Origin of the sequence: Bradyrhizobium sp. Arg816, assembly GCF_029989365.1 — a bacterium.
GTDB lineage: Bacteria > Pseudomonadota > Alphaproteobacteria > Rhizobiales > Xanthobacteraceae > Bradyrhizobium.
The window spans coordinates 188,468-212,618 of record NZ_JAPRAQ010000010.1 but is presented as its reverse complement, the minus strand read 5'-3'; the positions used below and the strand labels follow the sequence as shown (position 1 = coordinate 212,618).

At 65.2% G+C, this 24,151-nt stretch carries 26 protein-coding genes; 17 read left to right on the top strand and 9 right to left on the bottom strand.

The genetic code is table 11. The annotated features are described in order from the left end of the window. Window positions 1-157: 157 nt before the first annotated feature. Together OWC48_RS25020 and OWC48_RS25015 are read right to left on the bottom strand one after the other, a co-directional pair. Window positions 158-610, bottom strand: coding sequence for a DNA polymerase III subunit chi (locus OWC48_RS25020; protein ID WP_282522337.1), 453 nt, complete (start codon window positions 608-610; stop codon window positions 158-160). A 6-nt stretch (window positions 611-616) separates the two neighbouring features. Beyond that, window positions 617-2,116 (bottom strand): leucyl aminopeptidase, encoded by a 1,500-nt coding sequence (locus OWC48_RS25015; RefSeq protein WP_282522336.1) that lies wholly within the window; start codon window positions 2,114-2,116, stop codon window positions 617-619. 341 nt (window positions 2,117-2,457) lie between these two features. Here OWC48_RS25015 and lptF point away from each other — a divergent pair, with 341 nt between their 5' ends. The 17 genes from lptF (at window position 2,458) to OWC48_RS24930 (ending at window position 17,413) form a co-directional block, all read left to right on the top strand. Then, the gene (gene lptF / locus OWC48_RS25010; protein WP_282522335.1) at window positions 2,458-3,627 is read left to right on the top strand and encodes an LPS export ABC transporter permease LptF; all 1,170 of its coding nucleotides are present in this window, start codon (window positions 2,458-2,460) and stop codon (window positions 3,625-3,627) included. Further along, window positions 3,624-4,721, top strand: coding sequence for an LPS export ABC transporter permease LptG (gene lptG / locus OWC48_RS25005; RefSeq protein WP_282522334.1), 1,098 nt, complete (start codon window positions 3,624-3,626; stop codon window positions 4,719-4,721). The genes lptF and lptG overlap by 4 nt, the downstream gene beginning before the upstream one ends. Continuing rightward, window positions 4,721-7,207, top strand: a complete 2,487-nt coding sequence (locus OWC48_RS25000) for an LPS-assembly protein LptD (RefSeq protein WP_282522333.1) — start codon at window positions 4,721-4,723, stop codon at window positions 7,205-7,207. The genes lptG and OWC48_RS25000 overlap by 1 nt, the downstream gene beginning before the upstream one ends. Before the next feature lie 68 nt (window positions 7,208-7,275). Continuing rightward, on the top strand, window positions 7,276-8,211 hold the full coding sequence (locus tag OWC48_RS24995) for a SurA N-terminal domain-containing protein (protein ID WP_282522332.1): 936 nt from the start codon (window positions 7,276-7,278) through the stop codon (window positions 8,209-8,211). Further along, window positions 8,211-9,245 carry a 4-hydroxythreonine-4-phosphate dehydrogenase PdxA gene (gene pdxA / locus OWC48_RS24990; protein ID WP_282522331.1) on the top strand — a complete coding sequence of 345 codons (1,035 nt, stop codon included), beginning with the start codon at window positions 8,211-8,213 and terminating at the stop codon, window positions 9,243-9,245. The genes OWC48_RS24995 and pdxA overlap by 1 nt, the downstream gene beginning before the upstream one ends. Further along, the gene (gene rsmA, locus OWC48_RS24985) at window positions 9,245-10,102 is read left to right on the top strand and encodes a 16S rRNA (adenine(1518)-N(6)/adenine(1519)-N(6))-dimethyltransferase RsmA (RefSeq protein ID WP_282522330.1); all 858 of its coding nucleotides are present in this window, start codon (window positions 9,245-9,247) and stop codon (window positions 10,100-10,102) included. Before pdxA ends, rsmA begins: the two co-directional genes overlap by 1 nt. A gap of 22 nt (window positions 10,103-10,124) precedes the next feature. Beyond that, complete coding sequence (locus OWC48_RS24980) at window positions 10,125-11,183, top strand: alcohol dehydrogenase (protein WP_282522329.1); 1,059 nt, start codon at window positions 10,125-10,127, stop codon at window positions 11,181-11,183. Between the two features lie 160 nt (window positions 11,184-11,343). After that, the gene (locus tag OWC48_RS24975; protein ID WP_282522328.1) at window positions 11,344-11,511 is read left to right on the top strand and encodes a Flp family type IVb pilin; all 168 of its coding nucleotides are present in this window, start codon (window positions 11,344-11,346) and stop codon (window positions 11,509-11,511) included. 74 nt (window positions 11,512-11,585) lie between these two features. Further along, the gene (locus tag OWC48_RS24970) at window positions 11,586-11,819 is read left to right on the top strand and encodes a hypothetical protein (protein ID WP_282522327.1); all 234 of its coding nucleotides are present in this window, start codon (window positions 11,586-11,588) and stop codon (window positions 11,817-11,819) included. A gap of 242 nt (window positions 11,820-12,061) precedes the next feature. After that, entirely contained in the window at window positions 12,062-12,772 is a 711-nt protein-coding gene (locus OWC48_RS24965) for a Crp/Fnr family transcriptional regulator (protein WP_282522326.1), read from the top strand. Between the two features lie 48 nt (window positions 12,773-12,820). Next, window positions 12,821-13,036 (top strand): DUF6894 family protein, encoded by a 216-nt coding sequence (locus OWC48_RS24960; protein ID WP_282522423.1) that lies wholly within the window; start codon window positions 12,821-12,823, stop codon window positions 13,034-13,036. A 106-nt stretch (window positions 13,037-13,142) separates the two neighbouring features. Next, window positions 13,143-13,334 (top strand): hypothetical protein, encoded by a 192-nt coding sequence (locus OWC48_RS24955; protein ID WP_282522325.1) that lies wholly within the window; start codon window positions 13,143-13,145, stop codon window positions 13,332-13,334. Window positions 13,335-13,370: 36 nt separating this feature from the next. Beyond that, entirely contained in the window at window positions 13,371-13,547 is a 177-nt protein-coding gene (locus OWC48_RS24950) for a hypothetical protein (RefSeq protein WP_282522324.1), read from the top strand. A gap of 61 nt (window positions 13,548-13,608) precedes the next feature. Then, window positions 13,609-13,830 (top strand): hypothetical protein, encoded by a 222-nt coding sequence (locus OWC48_RS24945; protein ID WP_282522323.1) that lies wholly within the window; start codon window positions 13,609-13,611, stop codon window positions 13,828-13,830. 266 nt (window positions 13,831-14,096) lie between these two features. Then, window positions 14,097-15,440, top strand: a complete 1,344-nt coding sequence (locus OWC48_RS24940) for a caspase family protein (RefSeq protein WP_282522322.1) — start codon at window positions 14,097-14,099, stop codon at window positions 15,438-15,440. A gap of 28 nt (window positions 15,441-15,468) precedes the next feature. Then, on the top strand, window positions 15,469-15,981 hold the full coding sequence (locus OWC48_RS24935) for a hypothetical protein (RefSeq protein ID WP_282522321.1): 513 nt from the start codon (window positions 15,469-15,471) through the stop codon (window positions 15,979-15,981). A 151-nt stretch (window positions 15,982-16,132) separates the two neighbouring features. Beyond that, complete coding sequence (locus OWC48_RS24930) at window positions 16,133-17,413, top strand: hypothetical protein (RefSeq protein WP_282522320.1); 1,281 nt, start codon at window positions 16,133-16,135, stop codon at window positions 17,411-17,413. Here the strand turns inward: OWC48_RS24930 and gmk are convergent. From gmk to fabD, 7 genes are all read right to left on the bottom strand, one after another. Beyond that, the gene (gene gmk, locus OWC48_RS24925) at window positions 17,346-18,005 is read right to left on the bottom strand and encodes a guanylate kinase (protein ID WP_028147733.1); all 660 of its coding nucleotides are present in this window, start codon (window positions 18,003-18,005) and stop codon (window positions 17,346-17,348) included. The two genes, OWC48_RS24930 and gmk, sit on opposite strands and share 68 nt — an antisense overlap. 3 nt (window positions 18,006-18,008) lie before the next feature. Further along, window positions 18,009-18,896, bottom strand: a complete 888-nt coding sequence (locus OWC48_RS24920) for a YicC/YloC family endoribonuclease (RefSeq protein WP_282522422.1) — start codon at window positions 18,894-18,896, stop codon at window positions 18,009-18,011. 116 nt (window positions 18,897-19,012) lie between these two features. Beyond that, on the bottom strand, window positions 19,013-20,290 hold the full coding sequence (gene mltG / locus OWC48_RS24915) for an endolytic transglycosylase MltG (protein ID WP_282522319.1): 1,278 nt from the start codon (window positions 20,288-20,290) through the stop codon (window positions 19,013-19,015). Between the two features lie 125 nt (window positions 20,291-20,415). Next, window positions 20,416-21,681: a beta-ketoacyl-ACP synthase II gene (gene fabF, locus OWC48_RS24910; protein ID WP_282522318.1), complete on the bottom strand. Its 1,266-nt coding sequence runs from the start codon at window positions 21,679-21,681 to the stop codon at window positions 20,416-20,418. A 108-nt stretch (window positions 21,682-21,789) separates the two neighbouring features. Beyond that, window positions 21,790-22,029, bottom strand: a complete 240-nt coding sequence (locus OWC48_RS24905) for an acyl carrier protein (RefSeq protein ID WP_008130699.1) — start codon at window positions 22,027-22,029, stop codon at window positions 21,790-21,792. Between the two features lie 307 nt (window positions 22,030-22,336). Beyond that, complete coding sequence (fabG, locus tag OWC48_RS24900; protein WP_028147729.1) at window positions 22,337-23,074, bottom strand: 3-oxoacyl-[acyl-carrier-protein] reductase; 738 nt, start codon at window positions 23,072-23,074, stop codon at window positions 22,337-22,339. A gap of 13 nt (window positions 23,075-23,087) precedes the next feature. Beyond that, window positions 23,088-24,047, bottom strand: a complete 960-nt coding sequence (fabD, locus tag OWC48_RS24895; RefSeq protein ID WP_282522317.1) for an ACP S-malonyltransferase — start codon at window positions 24,045-24,047, stop codon at window positions 23,088-23,090. Window positions 24,048-24,151: the final 104 nt, after the last annotated feature.

The following is a 24,151-nucleotide window of genomic DNA, read 5'->3' as shown; positions in this document are numbered from 1 at the left end:
GAGCGAGCTGGGAAGCTTTTGATGTCGCACGATAAACTAAATTCCCCGCATGAAGGACCGGCCCTAAGCGATTGTCCCAACATCACTTTGCGGCACGAAGGTGACAAAAGCCAGCATCGCCCGAAAAGTGCAAATTATCATTAATTGGAAACGATCGCTAATTCCGGCGCTGCCAACGGCCCCGTTCGTCGGCCTGCCAATAGGTGACATCAAATCCCCGCGCCTTGCAATCCGTCCAGGCGCTCCGGGCAAACGCCAGCGCGTCCGGATCGTCGCCGTTGAACAGCAGCACCATGCGCTCATAGCCCTGCGCGTCCTGCGGCAGCGCGGCGTTGTCGACCAGGAAGCGGACATTGGCGCCGTTGGGATTGTCCTCCTCGATCGCCAGCACGATCGGCTGATCGGCGGCATCGTTCACGCGCCATGTCGCGTGCGGCAGGAAGGAATCGTCGCGATAGGTCCATAAATGCGCGTCGAGCGCGTCGGCGCGCTCCGGCGAGGTCGACTGCACCACGACGCGCCAGCCGCGCTCGAGCGATTTCTCGAGAAGCGGCGGCAACACGCTCTCCACCGTCATGTTTTGCAGATGGTAGAAAAGCACTTCGGTCATCTCAGATCATTTGCGCTCGTAGTGGTCGGCGACCAGACGGTCGAGCAAACGGACACCATAGCCGCTTCCCCAACTCTGGTTGATGTCGGTCTTCGGCGCGCCCATCGCGGTGCCGGCGATGTCGAGATGCGCCCAGGGAGTGCCGTCGACGAAGCGCTGCAGGAACTGCGCCGCGGTGATCGAGCCGCCATGGCGGCCGCCGGTGTTCTTCATGTCGGCGAACTGGGAATCGATCAGCTTGTCGTATTCGGGGCCGAGCGGCATGCGCCAGACCTTCTCCCCGCTCTCGATGCCGGCCGCGAGCAGACGGTCGGCGAGCTCGTCATTGTTGGAGAACATGCCGGCATGCTCGGTGCCGAGCGCGACCATGATCGCGCCGGTCAGCGTCGCCAGATCCACCATGAATTTCGGCTTGGTCTTTTTCGCCACGTACCAGAGCACGTCGGCCAGCACGAGGCGGCCTTCGGCGTCGGTGTTGATGATCTCGATGGTCTGGCCGGACATCGAGGTGACGATGTCGCCCGGCCGCTGCGCATTGCCGTCGGGCATGTTCTCGACGAGGCCGATGGCGCCGACCACGTTGGCCTTGGCCTTGCGCGCGGCGAGCGCGTGCATCAGGCCGACGACGCAGGCGGCCCCGCCCATGTCACCCTTCATGTCCTCCATGCTGCCGGCCGGCTTGATCGAAATGCCGCCGGTGTCGAAGCAGACGCCCTTGCCGACGAAGGCGACCGGCGCCTCGCCCTTCTTGCCACCGTCCCAGCGCATGATCACGGTGCGGCTCGGCCGCGTCGAGCCCTGGCCGACACCGAGCAGCGCGCCCATGCCGAGCTTGTCCATCGCCTTGACATCGAGCACCTCGACCTTGACGCCGAGCTTGCGGAGCAGGGCCGCGCGGCGCGCGAACTCCTCGGGGAAAAGCACGTTCGGCGGCTCGTTGACGAGGTCGCGCGCGATGATCACGCCGTCGACGACATGGCCGGCCGAGGCAAACGCCTTCTTCGCCGCGATGGCATCGCCGACCGCAAGCGAGACGTCGGCGCGCAAGCCGCCCTCCTCGCCGTCTTTCTTTTTCGTCTTGTAGCGATCGAACTTGTAGGCGCGCAGCCGCAGGCCCGAGGCGATCGCAACCGCCTGCTCGCTGGTCATCGCGCCATTGGGCAGTTCCGCGACGATGGTCATGGCAGCGGCCGCGGCCGAAAGCTTGCTCGCCGCCACGCCGCCGAATTTGAGGAAGTCGTTCGCCTTCAGGCTCGCCGCCTTGCCGGCGCCGATCACAACGAGGCGGGTGGCCTTCACCCCCTCCGGTGCCAGGATGTCCAGCGCGGCGCCGCTTTTGCCTTTGAACCCGGCGGCGGAGGCCGCCCGCTTGACCAGCTCAGTGGCGCCGCCGAGCGCCTTGGCCGTCGCCGGGCCGAGCTTCAAAGTGTCGTCGCAGAACACGACCAGGATGCCACGGGCGGCAGCAGACAACGGAACAAAGCCGACCTTGATGGCATCGGACATGGGTAACTCCTTCAAAACATCGGGCTTTTCGCCGCTCGACGGACCCGGCCTCGGGCCGGAGCTGAACGACGATTCACTGGACTTTCCCCACTATGGGCCACCGGCCCGGTGGCTGCCAAGCACCCCCGTGGCCGCCGGGCCACAACGAGGGAAATATTAACCATATATTGACGGTGCCACGGGGCAGCCATTTTGTTGATGGATCAAAGGGATGGTAGTGAGAGAGTAAGCCGGTGGTAGAGGTGGTTGGCCGACCTTGGGGATCCCCTGATCGGGGATTGGTTGGGCAGCCGGACTTCCGGCCTGCATTGGGGCGCTGGTGGGGATTCGTGCGGTAGCGCATGGGGTCAATCGATAGGTATATCTTCCGCACGACGCTAGCGTCGTTTGCGCTGGTCCTGGTCAGCCTCACCGGCGTGATCTGGATTACGCAGGCGTTGCGCGGCATCGACCTGATGACGAGCCAGGGTCAGACCATCCTGACCTTCCTCGGCATCACCAGCCTCGTCGTGCCGGCGCTGGTCCTGATCATCTCGCCGATCGCGCTGATGATCGCGATCTCGCACACGCTGAACAAGCTCGCGACCGATTCCGAGATCATCGTGATGAATGCCGCCGGCTTCTCGCCGTTCCGGCTGTTCTATCCGTTCTTCTACGCCACCTGTGTCGTGGCGCTGCTCGTCGCCTTCATCGCGGCCTACCTGGCCCCCGACGGCATGCGGCGGATCAAGCAGTGGGACGCCGAGATCACCGCCGACGTGCTCACCAACATCCTCCAGCCCGGCCGCTTCGCCCAGCTCGACAAGAACCTCACGATCCGGATCCGCGAACGCCAGCCCGGCGGCATCCTCGCCGGGATATTCATCGACGATCGCCGCGATCCCAACGAGCGCGTCTCGATCGTCGCCGAGCATGGCGAGGTCGTGAAGAACGACAACGGCTCGTTCCTGGTGCTCAAGGACGGCAATCTCCAGCGCTTCGAGGCCGGCAAGCGCGATCCCGCGTTGGTGGCGTTCGGCCGCTACGGCTTCGACATGTCGAAGTTCTCGGGCCAGGGTCACGACGTCACCCTCGGCATCCGCGAGCGCTATCTCTGGGAGCTGTTCTCCCCGTCCGAGGACGATCCGGTCTACAAGCAGATTCCCGGCCAGTTCCGCTCGGCTCTGCACGACAGCCTGCTGGCGCCGATCTATCCCTTCGCCTTTGCCGTTTTGACCTTCGCCTTCCTCGGCGCGCCGCGCACCACGCGCCAGAGCCGCAACTTCTCGATCGGCGGCTCCGTGATCGCCGTGTTCGGCCTGCGCATGGCGGGATTCGCCTGCTCGGTGATGGCGGTGAAGTCGCCGGGCCCGGTGCTGTTCCAATACGCGATGGTTTTGGGCGCCATCGGCGTCGGGCTGTGGATGATCATCGGCGGCATCGTGGTCGAGCCGCCGCCCCGCCTCATCGAGGCCATCAACAGGTCGAACGCGCGTATCGCGCGGCTGTTCGGACGGCCGGCCGCCGCATGAGCATGCTCACCAACACCCTCGGGCGCTATTTCGCCGGACGCTTCGTGGTCGCGGCGCTCGGCGTGTTCGCGAGCATCTTCCTGCTGCTGGTGCTGGTCGACTACATCGAGATGGTGCGCAAGACCTCAGGGCTCGCATCCGCCTCCGCGATCATGGTGGCCGAGACTTCGCTGTTCCGGGTCCCGCAATTGCTCGAGAAGCTGACGCCGTTCTGCATGCTGATCGGCGCCATGACCTGCTATCTCGCCCTCTCCCGCCGGCTCGAGCTCGTGGTCGCGCGCGCCGCCGGCATCTCCGCATGGCAATTCATCTCGCCGGCCCTCGGCAGCGCACTCCTGATCGGGGTGATCGCCACCGTCGCCTACAATCCGATGTCGGCGAACCTGCGCGAGCTGTCCAAGCGCATGGAAGCCGAGCTGTTCGGCTCGGCCCCCGGCGGCGGCATCCAGGACGCCTCCGGCTTCTGGCTCAACCAGGTCACCAATGACGGCCAGGTCATCATCAACGCGGCGCGCAGCGAGCAGCAGGGCGTACGGCTGACCGGCCTGACCCTGTTCCGATTCGATACGGACTGGCATTTCAAGGAACGGATCGAGGCGCGCGAGGCGGCGCTGGAATCCGGTCACTGGCAGTTCAAATCGGTGCGCCGCTTCTCGCTGGATTCGCCGCCGATCGACCAGGCGACGTTGGAGATTCCGACGACGCTGACCGAAGCCCAGATCCGCAACAGCTTTTCCACACCCGAGACTGTGTCTTTTTGGCAACTACCGAGCTACATCCGCTCCTCCGAGAGCTCGGGGTTCGCGACAGCCGGCTATCGACTCCAGTATCACAAGCTCCTGGCACAGCCGTTTTTGCTGGCCGCTATGGTGATGCTGGCGGCTTCGGTGTCGTTGCGCTTCTTCCGGATGGGCGGCGTGCAGAAGATGGTTTTGAGTGGCGTGGGCGCAGGCTTTCTGCTCTACGTTCTGTCGAAAGTGACTGAAGACTTGAGCAAGGCTGAGTTGATGCATCCGATCGCTGCGGCGTGGTTGCCCGCGGTGGTGGGCGGCCTCACCGGCTTTTTGGCCTTGTTGTATCAGGAGGACGGTTAGTGACTGCCGTCCATCGAGGGCTCGTGTCTCGCTTGACGCGGCGTACTGTGGTGCGCGCGAACGGATTCGGCTTGTCCATTCGCAGGCTCCTGCTGGCTGTCGCCGCCGTGGCGTCGCTCGGCGGGCTGATGGATGTTGCCGCCGTGACGCCGGCCTCCGCTCAGAGCTTCACCTACAATCCGCTGCCGCCGCGTCCGAAGCCGCCGAGGGTCGCCAACGACAACCAGATGCTGGTTCAGGCGACCGAGGTCGACTACGACTACAACAATTCGCGCGTCTCCGCGGTCGGTAACGTCCAGCTGTTCTACAACGGCACCAGCGTCGAGGCCGACAAGGTCATCTACGACCAGAAGACCAAGCGGCTGCATGCCGAAGGCAACGTCCGCATGACGGATGCCGACGGCAAGATCACCTATGCCGAGATCCTGGATCTCTCCGACGACTACCGCGACGGTTTCGTCGATTCGCTGCGCGTGGACACCGCCGACCAGACCCGCATGGCCGCGAGCCGCGCCGACCGCTCCAGCGGCAACTACACGGTGTTCGAGAACGGCGTCTACACGGCCTGCGCGCCGTGTAAGGACGATCCGAAGAAGCCGCCGCTGTGGCAGGTCAAGGGTGCCCGCATCATCCACGACCAGCAGGAGAAGATGCTGTATTTCGAGACGGCACAGCTCGAATTCTTCGGCGTGCCGATCGCCTACATGCCCTATTTCTCGACGCCCGACCCGACCGTGAAGCGCAAGACCGGTTTCCTGATGCCGGGCTTCACGTCGAACACGCCGTTCGGCTACGGCGTCGAAGTTCCGTTCTACTGGGCGATCGCACCCGATATGGACATGACCTTCAGCCCGCGCATCACCTCAAAGCAGGGCGTGCTGTTCCAGGCCGAGTACCGCCAGCGCCTGATGGACGGCGCCTACCAGATCCGCGTCTACGGCATCGACCAGCTCGACCCCGGCGCACTCGCCGGCCAGCCCGGCGACCGCCAGTTCCGCGGCGCCGTCGACACCAAGGGTCAGTTCGCGCTGAACGACAAGTGGGTCTGGGGCTGGGACGGCGTCGTCATGTCCGACTACTACTTCTTCTCGGACTACCGCTTGTCGCAATACCGCGATCCGCTGGGCTCGTTCCTGTATCTGCCGACCGACGCATTGTCGCAGCTCTATCTGACCGGCGTCGGCAATCGCAGCTTCTTCGATGCGCGCACGATGTACTGGCTGAGCTATTCGGGTAACCAGAGCCAGGTGCCGATCGTCTATCCCGTGATCGACTATTCGAACGTGCTCAACTATCCGGTGTTCGGCGGCGAGTTCAGCTACAAGACCAACTTCACGAACCTGTCGCGTGACACCGCGGTGTTCGATCCGATCACCACGCTCGCCAATACCGCCAGCCTGTGCACGACGACGTCGGCCGATCCGCTCGCGCGCACGCCGTCGCAGTGCCTGCTGCGCGGCGTCCCCGGCACCTACACCCGCCTCACGGCGGAAGCGCAGTGGCGCAAGTCCTTCACCGACCCGTTCGGCGAGATCTGGACGCCGTTCGCCATCCTCCGCGCCGACGCGGTCAACGCCTCGATCTCCAACCAGCCGGGCGTGTCGAACTACCTGCCGGTCGGCGACACTCAGGCGTTCCGCCTGATGCCGACGGTCGGCCTCGAATACCGCTATCCCTTCATCAACGTTCAGCCCTGGGGCTCGACCACCATCGAGCCGATCGCGCAGATCATCATCCGGCCGAACGAGACCTACGCCGGCAGGTTCCCGAACGAGGACGCCCAGAGCATGGTGTTCGACACCTCGAACCTGTTCAGCGTCGACAAGTTCTCCGGTTACGACCGCGTCGAGGGCGGCGGCCGCGCCAATGTCGGCGTGCAGTCCACCACGCAGTTCGACAAGGGCGGCGCCGTCAAAGTGCTGTTCGGCCAGTCCTACCAGCTGTTCGGCCTGAACTCCTACACGGTCCAGGACACCATCAACACCGGCCTTGATTCCGGCCTCGACAAGCCGCGCTCGGATTACGTGGCGAGCGCCAGCTACTCACCCAACAGCACCTACACGTTCAGCGTCCGCTCCCGCATGGACGAGCAGACCTGGAACGTGCAGCGCTTCGAGGCGGAAGGCCGCGCCAACTTCAATCGCTGGTCGGTCAGCATGATGTACGGCAATTACGCCGAGCAGCCGGAGCTCGGCTATCTGACGCGGCGCGAGGGCATCCTGACCTCGGGCTCGATCAAGGTCGCGGCCAATTGGGTGGTGACCGGCTCGGCGCGCTGGGACCTCGAGGCCAACAAGCTCAACCAGTATGTGCTCGGAGCGGGCTATGTCGACGATTGCTTCGTGCTCGGCGTGAACTATGTAACTTCGTATAGTTACTCTGCGGGCACGGCGCCGCCCGTGCTGAACCACGCGTTCATGTTCCAGATCGGCCTGCGCACGCTGGCGACCTCGACCGGGTCCAGCTCGTCCGCCGGCTACCAATGAACCGTCTGAAATGACGGCCGGGCTCTCCCGAGAGCGAGCTCATCCCGGCTGACATGCGAGCGATAATCATGACGACCCAATTGCCTGTTTTTCGCCTCCTCCTCGCCATCGGTGCCGGGTTGATCCTCACCGGCCTGCCCGCGCCGTCGCGCGCGCAGAACATCGTCGTGATGGTCAACGGCGACCCGATCACCGATTTCGACATCGAGCAGCGCTCCAAGCTCGACCAGCTGACCACGCAGAAGACCCCGAGCCGCCAGGACGTCATCAACGAGCTGATCGACGACAAGGTGAAGCTCAAGGAAGGCAAGAAATACGGCGTCGACCCCGGCATCTCCGACATCAACCAGTCCTACGAGGGCATGGCGCAGCGCATGCGAATCACGCCGGATCAGCTCACCAAGTCGCTCGAGGTCAAGGGCGTCCGCCCCGAGACGCTGAAGGGCCGCATGAAGGCCGAGATGGTCTGGACCAGCCTCGTACGCGGACGCTTCAAGGAGAAGCTGATGGTCGGCGAGCGCGACGTCGCGCAGGCCGTGCAGGCCCAGACCGGCGACAAGCTCCAGATCGAGGGCACCGAGTACAAGATGCAGCCGATCGTGCTGATCGTGCCGCGCGGCTCGTCCCCGGCGTTCCTGGAGACGCGGCAGAAGGAAGCCGAGAGCTATCGCTCGCGTGTCGGAAGCTGCGAGGAAGCCAATTCGCTGTTCCGCTCGACGCCGAACGCCACCATCCGCGACACCGTCACCAAGACCACCGCGGAACTGCCCGAGGCGCTTCGCAAGGTGCTCGACGACACCCAGATCGGCCACCTGACCGCGCCGGAGGTCACCAAGGCGGGCATCGAGATGGTCGTGCTGTGCTCGCGCAAGCCGACCATGATCGACACGCCGAAAAAGCGCGAGGTCCGCGAGAAGATGTATTCGGAGAAATACGAGAAGACCCAGAAGGCCTATCTCGATGATCTCCGGAAAGCGGCGATGATCGAATATCGCAACCGCTGATGGCCAACTTCGCCTTAGAACCTTCCATCAAGCCTTCGAAGCCCCTCGCCCTGACCCTGGGAGAGCCCGCCGGCATCGGCCCCGACATCACGATCGCAGCCTGGCTCAGACGCCGCGAACTGAACCTGCCCGCCTTCTATCTGCTCGGCGACGAGGCCTTCGTCGCCCGCCGCGCCAAGGCCCTCGGCGCCGATATCCGGATTGCCTCGGTAAGCGCCGGCGAGGCTGCAGCCGCCTTCACCGAGGCCCTGCCCGTGGTCGCAACGGGTGAGAGTGCGACAGCCGAGCCCGGCAAGCCCGATGACGCGAGCGCACCGGCCGCGCTCACCTCGATCCGGCAGGCGGTCACCGATGTCCGTGAAGGCCGCGCCAGCGCCGTCGTCACCAACCCGATCGCCAAGAGCGTGCTCTACCGCTCAGGCTTCCGCCATCCCGGGCACACCGAATACCTCGCCGAGCTTGCCGCAGAGAACGGCCGCGTGCCGCAGCCGGTGATGATGCTGTGGTCGCCGCGGCTCGCCGTGGTGCCCGTGACCATCCACGTCTCCTTGCGCGATGCGCTGGCCCAGCTCACCAGCGAGCTCATTGTCTCGACCGTGCGCATCGTCACGACCGAGCTGAAATCCCGCTTCGGCATCGAAAGGCCGCGCATCGCGATCTCCGGCCTCAACCCGCATGCCGGAGAGGACGGCTCGATCGGCCACGAGGAGCAGACCGTGATTGCGCCAGCGCTCAGGGTTCTGCGCAAGGACGGCATCGAGGCGAAGGGACCGCTCCCTGCCGACACCATGTTCCACGAGGCGGCGCGCGCGACCTATGACTGCGCGGTCTGCATGTATCACGACCAGGCGCTGATCCCGATCAAGACGGTCGCCTTCGACGACGCGGTCAATGTCACGCTCGGCCTGCCCTTCATCCGCACCTCGCCCGATCACGGCACCGCCTTCGACATCGCCGGCACGGCCAAGGCCAATCCGGCAAGCCTGATCGCTGCGCTCAAGCTCGCAAGCCGCATGGCGGCTGCGCAAAGCTGATGGGCGCGATCGACGACCTCCCGCCGCTTCGCGAGGTCATTCGCCAGCACGCACTGTCGGCACGCAAATCGCTGGGGCAGAACTTCCTGCTCGACCTCAATCTCACCGCGCGCATCGCGCGTGCCGCCGCGCCGCTCGAGGACTCCACCATCGTCGAGATCGGTCCCGGCCCGGGCGGGTTGACGCGCGCGTTGCTCGCGCTCGGCGCCAAACGCGTCATCGCCATCGAGCATGACGAGCGCGCGATCCCTGCGTTAGAGGACATTTCCACGCACTATCCCGGCCGGCTCGAGATCGTGCATGGCGATGCCATGACCTTCGACCCGCGTCCGCTGCTCAATGGCGAAAGAGCAAAGATCGTCGCGAACCTGCCCTACAACATCGCGACCCAGCTCCTGATCGGCTGGCTCACGACCGACCCCTGGCCGCCCTGGTACGACATGATGGTCCTGATGTTCCAGCGCGAGGTCGGCGAGCGCATCGTCGCGCGCGAGGACGAGGAGGCCTATGGTCGCCTCGGCGTGCTCGCCAACTGGCGCTGCGAGACAAAAATCCTGTTCGACATTTCGCCGTCGGCCTTCGTGCCGCCGCCGAAGGTCACCTCCTCCGTCGTGCGGCTGGTGCCGCGCGCAGAGCCCCTGCCTTGTGATCGCAAGCTGCTCGAACAGGTTGCAGCCGCCGCTTTCGGGCAGCGCCGAAAAATGCTGCGGCAAAGCCTGAAATCGCTTCAAGCGGATCCCGCTCGCCTTGCCGCGGCCGCAGGTGTCGATGCGACGCGGCGTGCCGAGACCATTCCAATATCAGGCTTTGTTGCCATGGCGCGTGAATTGGCGGATATACGAAAGCAAGCTGGATAACAGGAATTTCGGAGGAAGGAATATGGCGTTGATGCGTCGGCAGTCCCTGGTCAAGTTCGATGCGCCCTTGTGCGAGACCATCGTCGACACGCCGAAGCCGCAAGGCCGCGAGGTGCTGGTGCGCATCGAGCGCTGCGGCCTCTGCCATTCCGACCTGCACATCCAGGACGGCTATGCCGATCTCGGCGGCGGCAAGAAGCTCGACACCACGCGCGGCATGACGCTGCCGTTCACGCTCGGCCACGAGATCGCGGGCGTGGTCGACGAAGTCGGCCCTGACGTGCCGGCCGGCCTGGTCGGAGCGAAGAAGGCGGTCTTCCCGTGGATCGGCTGCGGCCAGTGCCGCGACTGCGCCAATGGCGACGAGAATCTTTGTGCGAAACAGCGCTTCCTCGGCGTCTCCATGGACGGCGGCTTCGCCACCCACGTGTTGGTGCCCGACGCAAAGTACCTGCTCGACTACGATCCCCTGCCCGTCAACCAGGCCGCCACGCTGATGTGCTCCGGCGTGACTGCCTATGGCGCGCTCAAGCGCCTGGTCGACCGTCCGCGCCAGCGCAATCTGCTGCTGATCGGGCTGGGCGGCGTCGGCATGATGGGCCTGTCATTTGCGCAGGCGATGTTCAAGCAGCCGATCACGGTCGCCGATCTCTCGCCGGCAGCGCGCGACACCGCGCTGAAGAACGGCGCAGCCGGCGCCTACGATCCGTCCGAGCCCGACGTGATCAAGCGCATCCTGAAAGAGACCGAGGGCGGCTTCGACGAGATCGTCGACTTCGCCGGCAACGAGAAATCGATGGCGTTTGCGGTGGCCGTCGCCGCACGCGGCGGCAAGATCGTGGTGTCCGGCCTGATGGGCGGCCAGTTCACGCTGCCGATGGTGCAATGGGTCTACAAGCGCATGACCATCGAAGGCTTCATGGTCGGCACGCTCACCGAGGCCCAGGAGCTGATGGCGCTTGCCCGCGCCGGCAAGATCAAGCCGACGCCGATGCGCGAGGAGCCGATGGGCGACGTCCAGAAATGGATCGACGAACTGCGCGCCGGCAAGGTCGTCGGCCGCATCGTGCTGAAGAACTGACGCGCGGGAAAATCCAGACAGGCTTGGCGGCGGGGCGAAGTCTCGCCGCCGCGTTTTCCTCCGCCGAATTAACCCGAAATTGACGCAAGCCCCGGTTCCAAATAGGGAAACCGGCACGCAGCGAATTAAAGTCCTCGCCAGCTTTGTCGTTGGAATTCTGGTGGGGCCATGCAGACCATCCGCCTTCCTGGCCGATGAAACCGGCGCTACTGCGATCGAGTACGGCCTGATCGCAGCCGGCATCGCGCTCGCGATCATCGCCGTGATCAACAATCTCGGCTCGTCGTTGAAGTTGAAATTCGGCTCGATCAGCACCTCGCTGAAATAGCGCGAACCCTGCCCGCTCACTGGAAGCACGTCGCTGCGCGCGGAACGGCTGCGGCCACACCGCGTTGGCAGCGCATGTCCATTCGTTGCACCGTCGAAAGCGCATTCTTCATCGCCTGGAGCTTCCTGGAGCAGAGCGGCGAGCTCGGACCTCCGGACGAGACCGCGAACACCATCCTGGATGCCATCGAAGCGCAGGTCAGGAAAGGTGAGCGCCGGCAGTTGGTGCTCGCCAACAAGGCGATCGATGCTTACCGCAAGCAGGTGGCCCAAAGCCGCCCGGCCGAACGCCAGATCCGTCTCCGATAAGGGCCTGCGGCACCTCACACGCGCTGGCTCATTTGGAAATTCCGTAGTTCTCCGGATGAGAACAAAGTTCGCAGCGTGTCCTGCGGGCAACGCTGGACGGCGCGACGCCTCGCTGCTGCGAACTTTTCGGTTTCCCGCAAACACTTGTGTTCACTTTGGAACTGTCGGTTCCTGCGCGGAAACGTAGGGTTTTTCCCAGAGACGCCGATTCCCAGCCCAACGAAGAGCCAGAGACAAGAAGCGTGACCGGCCGGCCCAGGAACGATCTGCTGCGAACGCTCAGCGCCCAGGATTTCGAGCTGCTCGCTCCGCATCTGCAATCGGTCGAGGTCGCCGCGAACCACGTTCTGCATCACGCTGGTGACGGCATCTCCGTCGTCCACTTCCCCTGCGGCCCTGCGTTCGTATCGTTCGCGGTGCCGGTTGAGGATGACCGCGAGGTCGAAAGTCTCCTGGTGGGCAGCGAGGGCGGGGTCGGCCTTTCCGCAGGCCGCAGTCCGTCGCTGGCCTTTTCCCGCGTCGTCGTGAAGGTCGGCGGCACGCTGGTTCGCCTGCCGCTGCGCGCGCTCGAGCAGGCGCAGCAGCGATCGCCCAGCCTGCACGAGAGTTTTTCGCGCTACGCAGCCTGCCAGTTCGCACAGCTGCTCCAGACCGCGGCCTGCAACGCGGCGCATTCGATCGAGCAACGCGCGGCGAAATGGATCATCGCGGCCCGGGAGCATATCGGCAGCGACGAAATCCGCCTCACCCATGAGCAGCTCGCCGGCATGCTCGGCGTCTCCCGCAGCTATGCCAGCCGCGTCATCCAGACGTTCAAGGCCAGGCGCATCCTCGCGACCCGCCGCGGTGCCATCCTGATTCTCGATGCGCCGGCGCTCGAGACGAGCGCCTGCACCTGCAACGGCGCGGTGAAGAAGCACTTTCGCGAAGTGCTGGGACGCGCGGCGGGCTAGAACGATCCGCGCAGCCGGAACATATTCGCGTGATCCGCATTGCCCGACATGCCGCGGTACTTCTTTCATTTCGAGGGCCAGCAACCTCATACCGACACGACCGGTGAAACGCTCCTCGACGACGATGCCGCCTGGCGCGAAGCGGTCCGTCTCTCCCGCGACGTCGAGCATGCGCTGCGCCCCGGCGACAGCTGGACGCTCAGCGTGTTTGACGGAAGCGAGCCTGTTTTCGTGCTTGCAATGGTGACACGTCGGTTTCGCTGACAGCCCTTCCCGTCGCCGCCGCACCGATCACATCAGACCACCAGTTGGAACGTCGCGAATGTCCCGTGCGTTGGCATCTCGTGAGGCAACGACGGAGTCAAAGCCCATGACGAAGCCGCTGACGAAAACGGTCAAGCCTGTTCCCGAGGAGAACCAGAGCCACAAGGGTCCCGGCAGCGCGCCGTCAGTTCCGCTCGACACCACGAAGGGCCATCGCGACGACGAGAAGCAGAACATTCGCGAGCAGGCCGAGCACGGCAACATCACCCAGAACACCACGAACAGGCGCATGGGATAGTCAAAACCAGGGGGATCGAAGAGAGGAGACACGAACTTGGTCAATCTCGGCAAATGGTACGATCCGATATCCGAGCGCTGGATCGCACCACGTCAATCACGCCTGAAGGACATCTCCTCTCCTGCAAACGAGAACCACGTCCTTGAGCTGCAGCGGGCCATCGAAGTCAAGCGCATCTGGCGCGCACTCGTCGATTGCTGCGCCCGCGCCTGATGGTCTTGCGCACACGCCGCGGCGGAGGAACCCGCCGCGGGCCGCGCCGTTGTAACCGTGCATGAACGATCCCGCATCACCAGCAAGGCCCGTCGCAACCGCGATACGCTATTTGTCGACCATCGTCGGCTGCGCCTGCCTACTGCTGGCCGCAATCTGCATCGCCATCGCCTGCCAGGTCTTCATCCAGACCGGCGTGTTCGCGCAGTCCTACGCGATGGTGGGCCTCATCAGCACTGCGCTGGGGTGTCTGGCGCTGATGCTGACGCGGTCGTGGAAGTAGGCGTTCGCGCCCTCGCCCCCGTCACACCTGCGCGTGTCAAAACACCGATCCATCCCTCGTCATTCCAGCATGCGCGCGTGGTCCGCAGGGTGGTAGAGCCCTTTCGAAACCCATCACTTGGTCAACGCCGCTCTTGTCCCGGCCATGACGGCCTTTAACAGTCCTAGGCGACTGCCCTGCACAGAATGTCGCACCGCTTTTCGCCGGGGCGCCGGGCTGGTAGATTGGCGTCATTGCCTTGAAGAGTTTTCGCTTTGGGGGTTTTCATGCGCGCGAGGATTTTCAATCGCGTCGTGGGGCTGGCGGCGCTGGCCGCGGCCCTGCTTGTCGCGGCTGCGCCGGCCTCGGCCGAGAAGCGCATTGCGCTCGTTGTCGGCAACTCCGCGTACAAGAACATCACGCCGCTCGACAATCCGTCCAAGGACGCGAGCCTGATGGCGGAGACGCTTGGCGCGCTCGGCTTCACGCTGGTCGGCGGGCGCGCCCAGCTCGATCTCGACAAGGCCGCGATGGACATCGCGGTGCAGAGCTTTGGCCGGCAGGTCCAGGGCGCCGACGTCGCGTTGTTCTATTATGCCGGCCACGGCGTGCAGGTCGCCGGCTCCAACTATCTCGTGCCCGTCGGCGCCAATCCGACGCGCGAGGCCGATGTCGACTTCCAGATGACCGACGTCAACCTCGTGCTGCGGCAGATGCAGGGATCGGGCACGCGCCTCAACCTCGTGATCCTCGACGCCTGCCGCAACAACCCGTTTGGCTCACGCGGCCTGCGATCCTCCGACGGCGGCCTTGCGCAGATGCGCGCGCCGGAGGGCACGCTGATCTCCTACGCTACGCAGCCCGGCAACGTCGCGCAGGATGGCAGCGACGGCCACAGCCCCTACACCAAGGCGCTGGCGGCGACGGTTAGGACCGCGGGCCTCGACGTGTTCCAGACCTTCAACCAGGTCGGCCTCGCCGTGAAGCGCGCCACATCAGGCGCGCAGCAGCCCTGGGTGTCGTCCTCGCCGATCGACGGCACCTTCTATTTCGTGCCGCCGACGCAAAGCCCGCCGCCGCAGGTCGCGGCGATGCAGCCCGATCCGCTGCCGGCGGATCGGCTACGCGCCGATCCCGATCGCGTGCCGCTGCGCGATGCCGCGCTGCTGAGCGAATTGAGCGAGCGGCTTTACGAGCTCAATTTCGATCCTGACACGCCCGATGGACTGACCCGCGCGATCACGAAGCTCCAGCAGCGGATCTCGATGGCGCCGACGGGCGAAGCAACCGAAGGCCTGCTGCTGCGGATGCGCAAGATGGAGGATCTGAAGCCGTGGGGCTCGATCGTGTACGGGCCCGACAGCAGTAAATGGGGCATATCGTGGAACCACGCCTCGCGGCGCGCCGCGGTGGCGGATGCGCGCGGCAATTGCGCCGGCGCCAAATGTCCGATCGAGCTCTCCTTCTATGGCAACCGCTGCGGCGCGTTCGCGATTTCCGACAAATCCTGGTCGCTGGTCCAGCGCGACAGCATCCAGCACGCCAGGGATGCCGCGCTTGACGAATGCGGCAAGGCTGGCAAAGCTTGCCGCATTATCGGATCCGTCTGCGCCGACGGCTCCGGCCGCTGATACCTTTTTCATTTCGGATAGTTTCCTCATGCCCAATGCCGTCGTCCGCACGATCACCCTTGCGTCCCTCCTCAACCTCGCCCTCGCCTCGTCGTCCGCCCTCGCGCAATCCGGCAGCGCCGGCGGCTCGATCGGCAATGACGAGAAATCGCTGTCCGGCTCGCGCCAGGATCCTTCTTCAGGCCGCTCGGCCGAGCCGGCCGCGCCCTCACGCCGGAGCAAGCCGGCGACCGAGGAACGCTCGTCGCCTCGGCGAAGCGGAGGTGGCGGTGGAGGTGGCGGCGGCGGTTTCGACGGCGCCTGGGCGGTCGTCAGCGTTGGTTGCGGCGGCAGCACGAGCGGCGCAGTCGTCGTGAGCTCGGGCAAGATCATCGGCGAAGGCGTTCGCGGAACCGTCAGCCAGGGGGGCTCGGTCAGCACGTTCGGCCAGGGCCAGGGCGTGACCTTTACCAGCACGGGCCGGCTCTCGGGCCGCAGTGGTTCCGGAACGTGGCGCCGCTCCGACGGCTGCGGCGGAACCTGGAGTTCGGCGAAGCAATAGCCCTCGAAAACGCCTGAATTCGCGGCGGAACGAACGCCGCGCGGGCCCGATTCAAGCCACATCCTCTCCGGATTTGCGGCTCATTGCCACCCAAGTCTTTGATGACAAAGGGAAGGTAAAGAGTTGCGTTATGCGTAATCGGGAGACCAGGATGGGCAACCGCACCGCGAAGTTCATATCTGCGCTTGTCGGCAGCATCATCGCCGGCGCGCCACTGGCCGCCGTGTCGCAGAATGCGCCGGAGGCAACGAGCACGGCAAATGCCGCCGGCGACTGCCTCGCCTCGCCAAAGGGCGTCGCGCCGCAGGGGCAGCATTGGTACTATCGCCTGGAGCGCGGGACCAAGCGGCAATGCTGGTATCTGCGCGCCGAAGGCGGCAAGGATAGCGTCAAGGACAGCGCCAAGGCCGTGCAGACCGCGCAGGCTGCGCCCGATGCACCGACGGCAGATTCAGCTCCGCCGCAGCAGCACCCGGTGCAGGACGCACGCGCCGAATATCTGACGCCGCAGAGCAATGCCGCGCCGGCGACGCCGAATGCGCCCGCGCCAGCGAAACCAGCGCCGATGCAACAAGCTGCCACTCCCTCCGCCGACAGCAACGCGCAGCAGCCCGCGGTCGCCACGCGCTGGCCCGATGCCTCCGCCGCGGCCACGTCGCCCGCGCCGCAAGCTGCGCCCGCTCCTGTCGCCTCGCCCGCACCGCCGAGCGCAAAGCCGTCAAAATCCCCCGCCCCGGTCGCGCTTGCCGCGGCAGATGCAACCACCGATAAAGCGACCGGCTCGCTCCAGACGCTACTGCTCGTGATCGGCGGCGCGCTGGCGCTCGCCGGCCTCCTCGCCAGCATCGTCTATCGCTTCGCGGGCAGACGACGCATCCGCGTCCAGGCCGCTGACCATCGCCGCGTCAACTGGGACAATCGGGAGCCGCACGACGACGGCCGCGCGCCCTGGCTCGAGGCGATGCCGACTGCCGCGTCGCGCGCGCAGCAACCGCGCCCGGTGGATTTCGATGCCGTCCGTCCCCAGGCGGCCGCGCGTCCCCAAGCTGCCCAGCGCGAAGCCGCGCAGCCCAAGGCTGCGCAGATCAAGGCCGCGCAGCTCCAGGCGATCGATCGCTTGATCGATGTCGTCGATCAGCGAGCGCCCCAAGCCCGCCACGAGGTCGCAGAGCTCGACGAGGCCGACATGTTCAAAGGAGAGTTCGAGATCGAGGCATCGGGCCCCCGGCTCACGGCCAACGACATCAATGACAAAGTGCCGGCCGATCGCGCCGACGATCTGCAGATCGAGGACGCCGTCGACGTCGACGTGATCACGGCGATGCTGGAACGGCTGGCGCAGGAAGGACCGCGCCTCTCGAAGCCTAACCTTGAAGCTGGCCTTGCAAACCTCGTACGAAACCAACGAGGCCAGTCCGCCGCTCGCGCTTGAGGCGCTCGGCCTTCAGTATCGACTGCACCTCGGCAAACGCCTCGTCGACCGCGTGGTTGATGACGATGTAGTCGTACTCGGCCCAGTGGCTCATCTCGTGGCTGGCGCGGCTCATGCGCTTGCGGATCACCTCGTCGGAATCCTGCGCGCGCGAATGCAGCCGCTTCTCGAGATCGGCGGCCGAGGGCGGTAAAATGAACACGCTGACGACGTCCGCGCGTGCCTTCTCGCGGAGTTGCTGGGTGCCCTGCCAGTCGATGTCGAACAGCACGTCCTGCCCGGCCGACAGCGCCGCTTCGACCGGCGCACGCGGCGTGCCGTAGCTGTTGTCGAACACGGTCGCCCATTCCAGCAGCTCGTCGCCCTTCACCATCGCGTCGAACCTGGCCTTGTCGACGAACAGATAGTCGCGGCCGTCGACCTCGCCGGGCCGCATCGCCCGCGTGGTCGCGGAGACCGACATCCGCAGGCCGGTCATGCGCTCGATCAGCAGACGCGACAGCGTCGTCTTGCCCGCACCCGACGGCGAGGACAGCACGAACATCAATCCACGCCGCTCGACACCGTCAGTTCCGTGACCGCCCGTCGTCATCGATCACTCCAGATTCTGGACCTGCTCGCGGAATTGCTCGACCACATTCTTCATGGCCAGGCCCGTATTGGTCAGCTCGATGTCGTTCGACTTCGAGCAGCAGGTGTTGACCTCGCGGTGAAACTCCTGCGCCAGGAAGTCGAGCTTGCGGCCGATCGGGCCGCCCTTGCCGATCAGCTCGCGCGCCTGCGCGATGTGGGAGGCGATGCGGTCGAGCTCCTCGCGGATGTCGGCTCTGGTGGCGATCAGGATCGCCTCCTGCATCAGGCGGTCGGAATCGAAACGGTCGGAGGTGTCGAGCAGGGTTGCGATCTGCTCGGCGAGCCTCGCCTTGATTGCCTCGGGCTTGCGGCCCGGCGCGGCTTCCGCCTTCCTCGCCAGCAACTCGACCTCGTCGACCCGCTGGGTCAGGATCTGCCCGAGCGACGTGCCCTCGCGCTTGCGCATCTCGACGAGATCGGCGAGCGCCTTGTCGAAGGCCTCCGCGGCGGCGGCACGCGCGGCCTTGTCCTCCTCCTCGTCACCCTCGGGCTCGGCGACCTCGACGACGCCCTTGATGGCGAGCAGGCCGTCGACGCTCGGCGCGACCGCATCGACCTTGCCGGCGATCATCGTAGCCGCCTTCAGGACGGCATTGAGCACGTCCTCGTTGACGCGGACCGAGGCTGCGGCGTTGGCGCGCTTGACGTTGAGATTGGCGTAGACCGTGCCGCGCGACAGAAGCTCACCGGCGCGTTTCTTGGCGTGGGCCTCGAGCTCGTCGAACCCCTGCGGCAACCGCACCCGGAGGTCAAAGCCCTTGGCGTTGACCGACTTCAATTCCCATTCGAACGTATACGGCCCGCTAGCGCCGTGGCTTCGGGCAAAGCCGGTCATGGACGACAGCGCCATCAGGTCAATTTCTCCGGACACACAGGATTCGCGAGGCCCATCAGGCCACGCGAATCTTAAGACTATTTTGCAGGAAAGTGGAATCCACAAAGTCCCGCAGGCAGGTCTGCGCGAACCTAGCGCTGGACCACCGGCGGCGACGGCTGCACGGCCCCCTGACGGGCGGGCGCGGGACCAGCGGGGCGAGCGGCTGGCGGCTTTTTCTGCTGATTGGGCCGCGCCGGCGTGGTCGCGGTCGGCGGATCCGCGGCCGCGCCGGGCGCGGCGGCCGCCGGCGGCTGCGCATCCTCGGCCGGCTCGACCGTGTCGTTCTGGATCTGCTTCTCCATCGCGCGGAGTTTCGCGACGTTCTTCTGGTGCGCGTCGTAGGTCTCAGTGAAGGCATGCCCGCCGGTGCCGTCGGCGACGAAATAGAGGTCGCGGGTGCGGGCCGGGTTGGCGGTGGCTTCCAGCGAGGCGCGGCCGGGGTTGGAGATCGGGCCGGGCGGCAGTCCCTCGATCACATAGGTGTTGTAGGGCGAAGGCTGCGTGATCTCGCTGCGCTTGATCGGACGGCCGAGCGTACCCTTGCCGCCGACAAGGCCGTAGATGATGGTCGGATCGGACTGCAGCTTGATTTTCTGCTTGAGCCGGTTGGCGAAGACGGCAGCGACACGGCTGCGCTCGTCCGGCTTGCCGGTCTCCTTCTCGACGATCGAGGCCAGCGTCACCAGTTGCTCCGGAGATTTCACAGGAGTGTCCTGGCTGCGGCGCTCCCAGATCTCGGCCAGCACGCGCTTGTGCGCCTGCTGCATGCGCTGGATCACCTGATCACGCGGGGTCCCGCGCGGGAACTTGTAGGTCTCCGGCAGCAGCGTGCCTTCGCGCGGCAGCTCACGGACGCTGCCGGTGAAGATGTCGTTGTCGGACAGCCGCGCCACGATCTGCTCAGAGGTCAGGCCTTCCGGGATCGTGACGGAATGCTGCACCACCTTGCCCTCGACGATGGTGGCGATGACGTCGCGCAAGGAGGCGTTCTTCTGGAACGAATATTCACCCGGCTTCAGGTCCGAGCTCGCCTTCAGCGCGGCGACGCTGGCGATGAACACCCAGGGATTGACGTCGGTCACGCCTTCCCGGTTCAGCGTCTCGGCGATGTCGCGCTTGCCGGCCCGCTGCGGGATGTTGACGATCTTGTCTTCCTTCAGCGGCCCCGCCGCCTCGAGCACCTGCCGGCCGTAATAGTAGACGCCGCCGGCGCCCAGCATGGCGATCAGCAGAAGGGTGATGATGGCGTTGCCGACGATCACGAAGGGATTGCGCGCCCGGTCCGATCGCCTCGGCGGCGGCGGGACCTGCTCGGGCTCCAGCGCTGCCCGCGGACTCCGGGGCGAAATGGGCGGCCTTTCACTCATCGAAGCAACCTGAATCCTGCCGGTTCAATCGCGGCCAGGCAATCGCTTGCCGAGCCAATGCACGCGCCCACGGGGTATGACTATCGCCGAATACGGCAAAACGGTGGATTCGTTTCAAACGTAAACTAATGCACCAGGCGGCGGAAGATCACCGACGCGTTGGTACCGCCAAAACCGAAAGAATTCGACAACGCGACGTTGACCTCGCGCTTCTTCGCAATGTGCGGCACGAGATCGATCGCAGTCTCGACCGACGGATTGTCCAGATTGATGGTCGGCGGCACGACATTATCGCGAATCGCGAGAATGGCGAAGATCGCCTCGATCGCGCCGGCGGCACCGAGGAGATGGCCGGTCGAGGATTTGGTCGAGGACATCGCGACCTTGGAAGCGGCGTTGCCGAGCAGCCGCTCGACCGCACCGAGCTCGATCTCGTCGCCGAGCGGCGTCGAGGTGCCGTGGGCGTTGATGTAGTCGAGATCGGATGCCGTGAGTCCGGCGCGCTTGAGCGCTGCCGACATGCTGCGGAAGCCGCCATCGCCATCCGGCGACGGCGAGGTGATGTGATAGGCATCGCCCGAAAGACCGTAGCCGATCACCTCGGCGTAGATCCTGGCGCCGCGGCGCTGAGCGTGCTCGAGTTCTTCCAGGACGAGGACGCCGGCACCCTCGCCCATCACGAAGCCGTCGCGATCCTTGTCGTAGGGACGCGATGCCTTCTCGGGCGTTTCGTTGAAGCCGGTCGAGAGCGCGCGCGCGGCGTTGAAGCCGGCAATGCCGATACGGCTGATCGGCGACTCGGCGCCACCGGCAACCATGACGTCGGCATCGCCCAGCGCAATCAGGCGGGCGGCGTCGCCCACCGCATGTGCGCCGGTCGAGCAGGCCGTGACCACCGAATGGTTCGGCCCCTTCAGGCCGTGCGCGATCGAGACGTAGCCGGAGGCAAGATTGATGAGGCGGCCCGGAATGAAGAACGGCGACACCCGGCGCGGTCCGCGCTCCTTCAGGAGGATCGCGGTTTCGGCAATGCCGGTAAGGCCGCCGATGCCGGAACCGATCATGGTGCCGGTCGCACACTTGTCCTCTTCGGTCTCGGGATGCCAGTTGGCATCATCGAGCGCCTGGCCGGCTGCGGCCATGCCGAAGATGATGAAGTCGTCGACCTTGCGCTGGTCCTTCGGCTCCATCCAGGTATCGGGATTGAACGTATCGTTCGTACCGTCGCCGCGCACGACGGTGCAGGCGTATTTGGTCTGGAGATCGGAGACATCGAAGCTCTCGATCCTGCGTGCGCCGCTTTCGCCGTTGAGGATGCGTTTCCAGGTCGGTTCGACGCCGCAGCCGAGCGGCGACACCATGCCGAGACCAGTGACGACAACCCGCCTCATGTCCGAAAACTCCGCATCGAAAGATTCACGGCCAATAACAAGAAACCGGCTGACCGCTGGTCAGCGGCCCGTCCGGTTTCAATGTTGTCCCCGCGAAAATGAAGAGCCTTAGCTCTTCGCGTTCTTCTCGAGAAACTTCGTGGCGTCGCCGACGGTGAGAATCGTCTCCGCGGCGTCGTCCGGAATCTCGCAACCGAATTCTTCTTCGAACGCCATCACCAGTTCGACGGTGTCCAGACTGTCGGCGCCGAGGTCGTCGATGAAGCTCGCAGCGTCGACAACCTTCTCGGGTTCAACACCAAGGTGTTCGACCACGATCTTCTTAACCCGCTCGCCAATGTCACTCATTGCATAACCTCGTGTTGTTCCCTGTAGACCCGACCCCCCGGGACGATACGAGCCGTCGTGGTCGTTGACTGCCTTCGCTTACGAACTTTGATTGGCCCCATCTTAACCGATGCAGGCCCGGCGAGACGGCCAAGGCTCCGCATCGCCAATATACAGGGTTTCAAAAACCTGCAATGGCGTTCTTTGCCCATCCGTTGAGCGTCCGGTTATCATACTTCAACTGCCTTGACTACAAGCCTCATTTCGCACCGGAAACGGCCGTTTGCCGCATTCCGCACCGTCCTTGTGGGCAGTGCGGAAGGAGACGTCAGATCATGGCCATGCCGCCGTTGACGTGGATGGTTTGTCCCGTGACGTAGGCCGCTTCGTTCGAACTCAGGTAGACGGCGGCGGCTGCGATGTCCTCCGGCGTCCCCAGGCGGGCGGCCGGAACCTTGGCCAGAATCGTCTCGCGCTGCTTGTCGTTGAGCGCATCGGTCATCGGCGTCTTGATGAAGCCCGGCGCGATGCAGTTCGCGGTCACGCCGCGCTTGGCGTATTCGGCACCGAGCGTCTTGATCATGCCGATCAGGCCGGCCTTCGATGCCGTGTAGTTGCCCTGCCCGGGATTGCCGGTGACGCCGACGATCGACGTGATGGCAATGATACGGCCGAAGCGCTTGCGCATCATCAGCTTGGTCGCGGCGCGCGCCAGGCGGAAGGTCGAGGTCAGATTGATGTTGATGACCTCCTCCCAGTCCTCGTCACGGAGCTGGACGAAGAGATTGTCCCGGGTGATGCCGGCATTGGCGACGAGAATGTCGACCTGCCCCATCGCGGCTTCCGCGGCGGGCACCAGCGCCTCGACCTCGTCGGCCTTGGAGAGATTGCATGGCAGCACGTGGGTACGCTCGCCGAGCTTGCCGGCAAGCTCATCCAGCACTTCCTTGCGCGTTCCGGAAATCGCAACGGTAGCACCCTGCGCGTGCAGCGCCTGCGCGATCGCGCCGCCGATGCCGCCGGTCGCGCCGGTGACGAGCGCCTTTTTGCCAGTCAGGTCGAACATTGAAAAAACTCCTTCAGGCCTGCTTCGCAGCGGCCAATGCATCCTTGGCAGCGGCAACGTCGTTCGGCCCGCTGACCGACACGCCGACAGCGCCGTCCGCAATGCGCTTGACGAGACCAGACAGCACCTTGCCAGCGCCGATCTCGAAGAAGCGGTTGACACCCTGCCCTGCCATATAGGCAACCGACTCGCGCCAGCGCACCGTGCCGGTGACTTGCTCGACCAGGCGGCGACGGATCTCGTCGGGATCGCTGATGGCGCTCGCCAGCACGTTCGACACCAGCGGCGCCGCCGGCGCCTTGATCGTGACCTTCGCCAGCGCCTCCGCCATGGCGTCGGCGGCGGGCTGCATCAGCTTGCAATGGAACGGTGCGGACACCGGCAGCAGCATTGCGCGCTTGGCGCCCTTGGTCTTGGCGATCTCGACGGCGCGATCGACCGCAGCCTTGTCGCCGGAGACGACCACTTGCCCGCCGCCATTGTCGTTGGCGGCCTGGCAGACCTGGCCCTGTGCCGCCTCGCCTGCGACCTCCATGGCGGCCTCGTAGTCGAGACCAAGGAGAGCGGCCATCGCGCCGGCGCCGACCGGCACGGCTTTTTGCATTGCGAGACCGCGGGTGCGAAGCAACCGCGCAGTATCCGAGATCGTCAGGCTGCCGGCCGCAGCCAGCGCCGAATATTCACCGAGCGAATGGCCGGCGACGAAGGCCGCGTCCCGTCCCACGGAAAACCCGGCTTCGGCCTCCAGCACGCGCAGGGTGGCGACAGATACCGCCATCAGCGCCGGCTGGGCGTTCTGTGTCAGCTGGAGCGTTTCTGCCGGACCATCCCAGATGATCGCCGTCAGCTTCTCCCCAAGCGCGGCATCGACCTCGTCGAATACGGCGCGCGCCACCGGAAAGGCGTCGGCCAGGGCCTTGCCCATGCCAACCGCCTGGGACCCCTGCCCCGGAAATGTGAATGCTGCCGTCATCGGCGCTCCCTGCTTGTCGGGCGTGATCCCTGCGAGAACCGGCAGCCGATGACGCACGGCCTTAGGCCATGGTTCCGGATCATGCTCCAAAGGGGGCCGTAGAC

Bases quoted from the DNA above. Each gene is read 5' to 3' on its own strand.
- OWC48_RS25020 (WP_282522337.1), bottom strand. From the start codon at position 610: ATGACCGAAGTGCTTTTCTACCATCTGCAAAACATGACGGTGGAGAGC.
- OWC48_RS25015 (WP_282522336.1), bottom strand. From the start codon at position 2,116: ATGTCCGATGCCATCAAGGTCGGCTTTGTTCCGTTGTCTGCTGCCGCC.
- lptF (WP_282522335.1), top strand. From the start codon at position 2,458: ATGGGGTCAATCGATAGGTATATCTTCCGCACGACGCTAGCGTCGTTT.
- lptG (WP_282522334.1), top strand. From the start codon at position 3,624: ATGAGCATGCTCACCAACACCCTCGGGCGCTATTTCGCCGGACGCTTC.
- OWC48_RS24995 (WP_282522332.1), top strand. From the start codon at position 7,276: ATGACGACCCAATTGCCTGTTTTTCGCCTCCTCCTCGCCATCGGTGCC.
- pdxA (WP_282522331.1), top strand. From the start codon at position 8,211: ATGGCCAACTTCGCCTTAGAACCTTCCATCAAGCCTTCGAAGCCCCTC.
- rsmA (WP_282522330.1), top strand. From the start codon at position 9,245: ATGGGCGCGATCGACGACCTCCCGCCGCTTCGCGAGGTCATTCGCCAG.
- OWC48_RS24980 (WP_282522329.1), top strand. From the start codon at position 10,125: ATGGCGTTGATGCGTCGGCAGTCCCTGGTCAAGTTCGATGCGCCCTTG.
- OWC48_RS24970 (WP_282522327.1), top strand. From the start codon at position 11,586: ATGTCCATTCGTTGCACCGTCGAAAGCGCATTCTTCATCGCCTGGAGC.
- OWC48_RS24960 (WP_282522423.1), top strand. From the start codon at position 12,821: ATGCCGCGGTACTTCTTTCATTTCGAGGGCCAGCAACCTCATACCGAC.
- OWC48_RS24955 (WP_282522325.1), top strand. From the start codon at position 13,143: ATGACGAAGCCGCTGACGAAAACGGTCAAGCCTGTTCCCGAGGAGAAC.
- OWC48_RS24945 (WP_282522323.1), top strand. From the start codon at position 13,609: ATGAACGATCCCGCATCACCAGCAAGGCCCGTCGCAACCGCGATACGC.
- OWC48_RS24940 (WP_282522322.1), top strand. From the start codon at position 14,097: ATGCGCGCGAGGATTTTCAATCGCGTCGTGGGGCTGGCGGCGCTGGCC.
- OWC48_RS24935 (WP_282522321.1), top strand. From the start codon at position 15,469: ATGCCCAATGCCGTCGTCCGCACGATCACCCTTGCGTCCCTCCTCAAC.
- OWC48_RS24930 (WP_282522320.1), top strand. From the start codon at position 16,133: ATGGGCAACCGCACCGCGAAGTTCATATCTGCGCTTGTCGGCAGCATC.
- gmk (WP_028147733.1), bottom strand. From the start codon at position 18,005: ATGACGACGGGCGGTCACGGAACTGACGGTGTCGAGCGGCGTGGATTG.
- OWC48_RS24920 (WP_282522422.1), bottom strand. From the start codon at position 18,896: ATGGCGCTGTCGTCCATGACCGGCTTTGCCCGAAGCCACGGCGCTAGC.
- mltG (WP_282522319.1), bottom strand. From the start codon at position 20,290: ATGAGTGAAAGGCCGCCCATTTCGCCCCGGAGTCCGCGGGCAGCGCTG.
- fabF (WP_282522318.1), bottom strand. From the start codon at position 21,681: ATGAGGCGGGTTGTCGTCACTGGTCTCGGCATGGTGTCGCCGCTCGGC.
- OWC48_RS24905 (WP_008130699.1), bottom strand. From the start codon at position 22,029: ATGAGTGACATTGGCGAGCGGGTTAAGAAGATCGTGGTCGAACACCTT.
- fabG (WP_028147729.1), bottom strand. From the start codon at position 23,074: ATGTTCGACCTGACTGGCAAAAAGGCGCTCGTCACCGGCGCGACCGGC.
- fabD (WP_282522317.1), bottom strand. From the start codon at position 24,047: ATGACGGCAGCATTCACATTTCCGGGGCAGGGGTCCCAGGCGGTTGGC.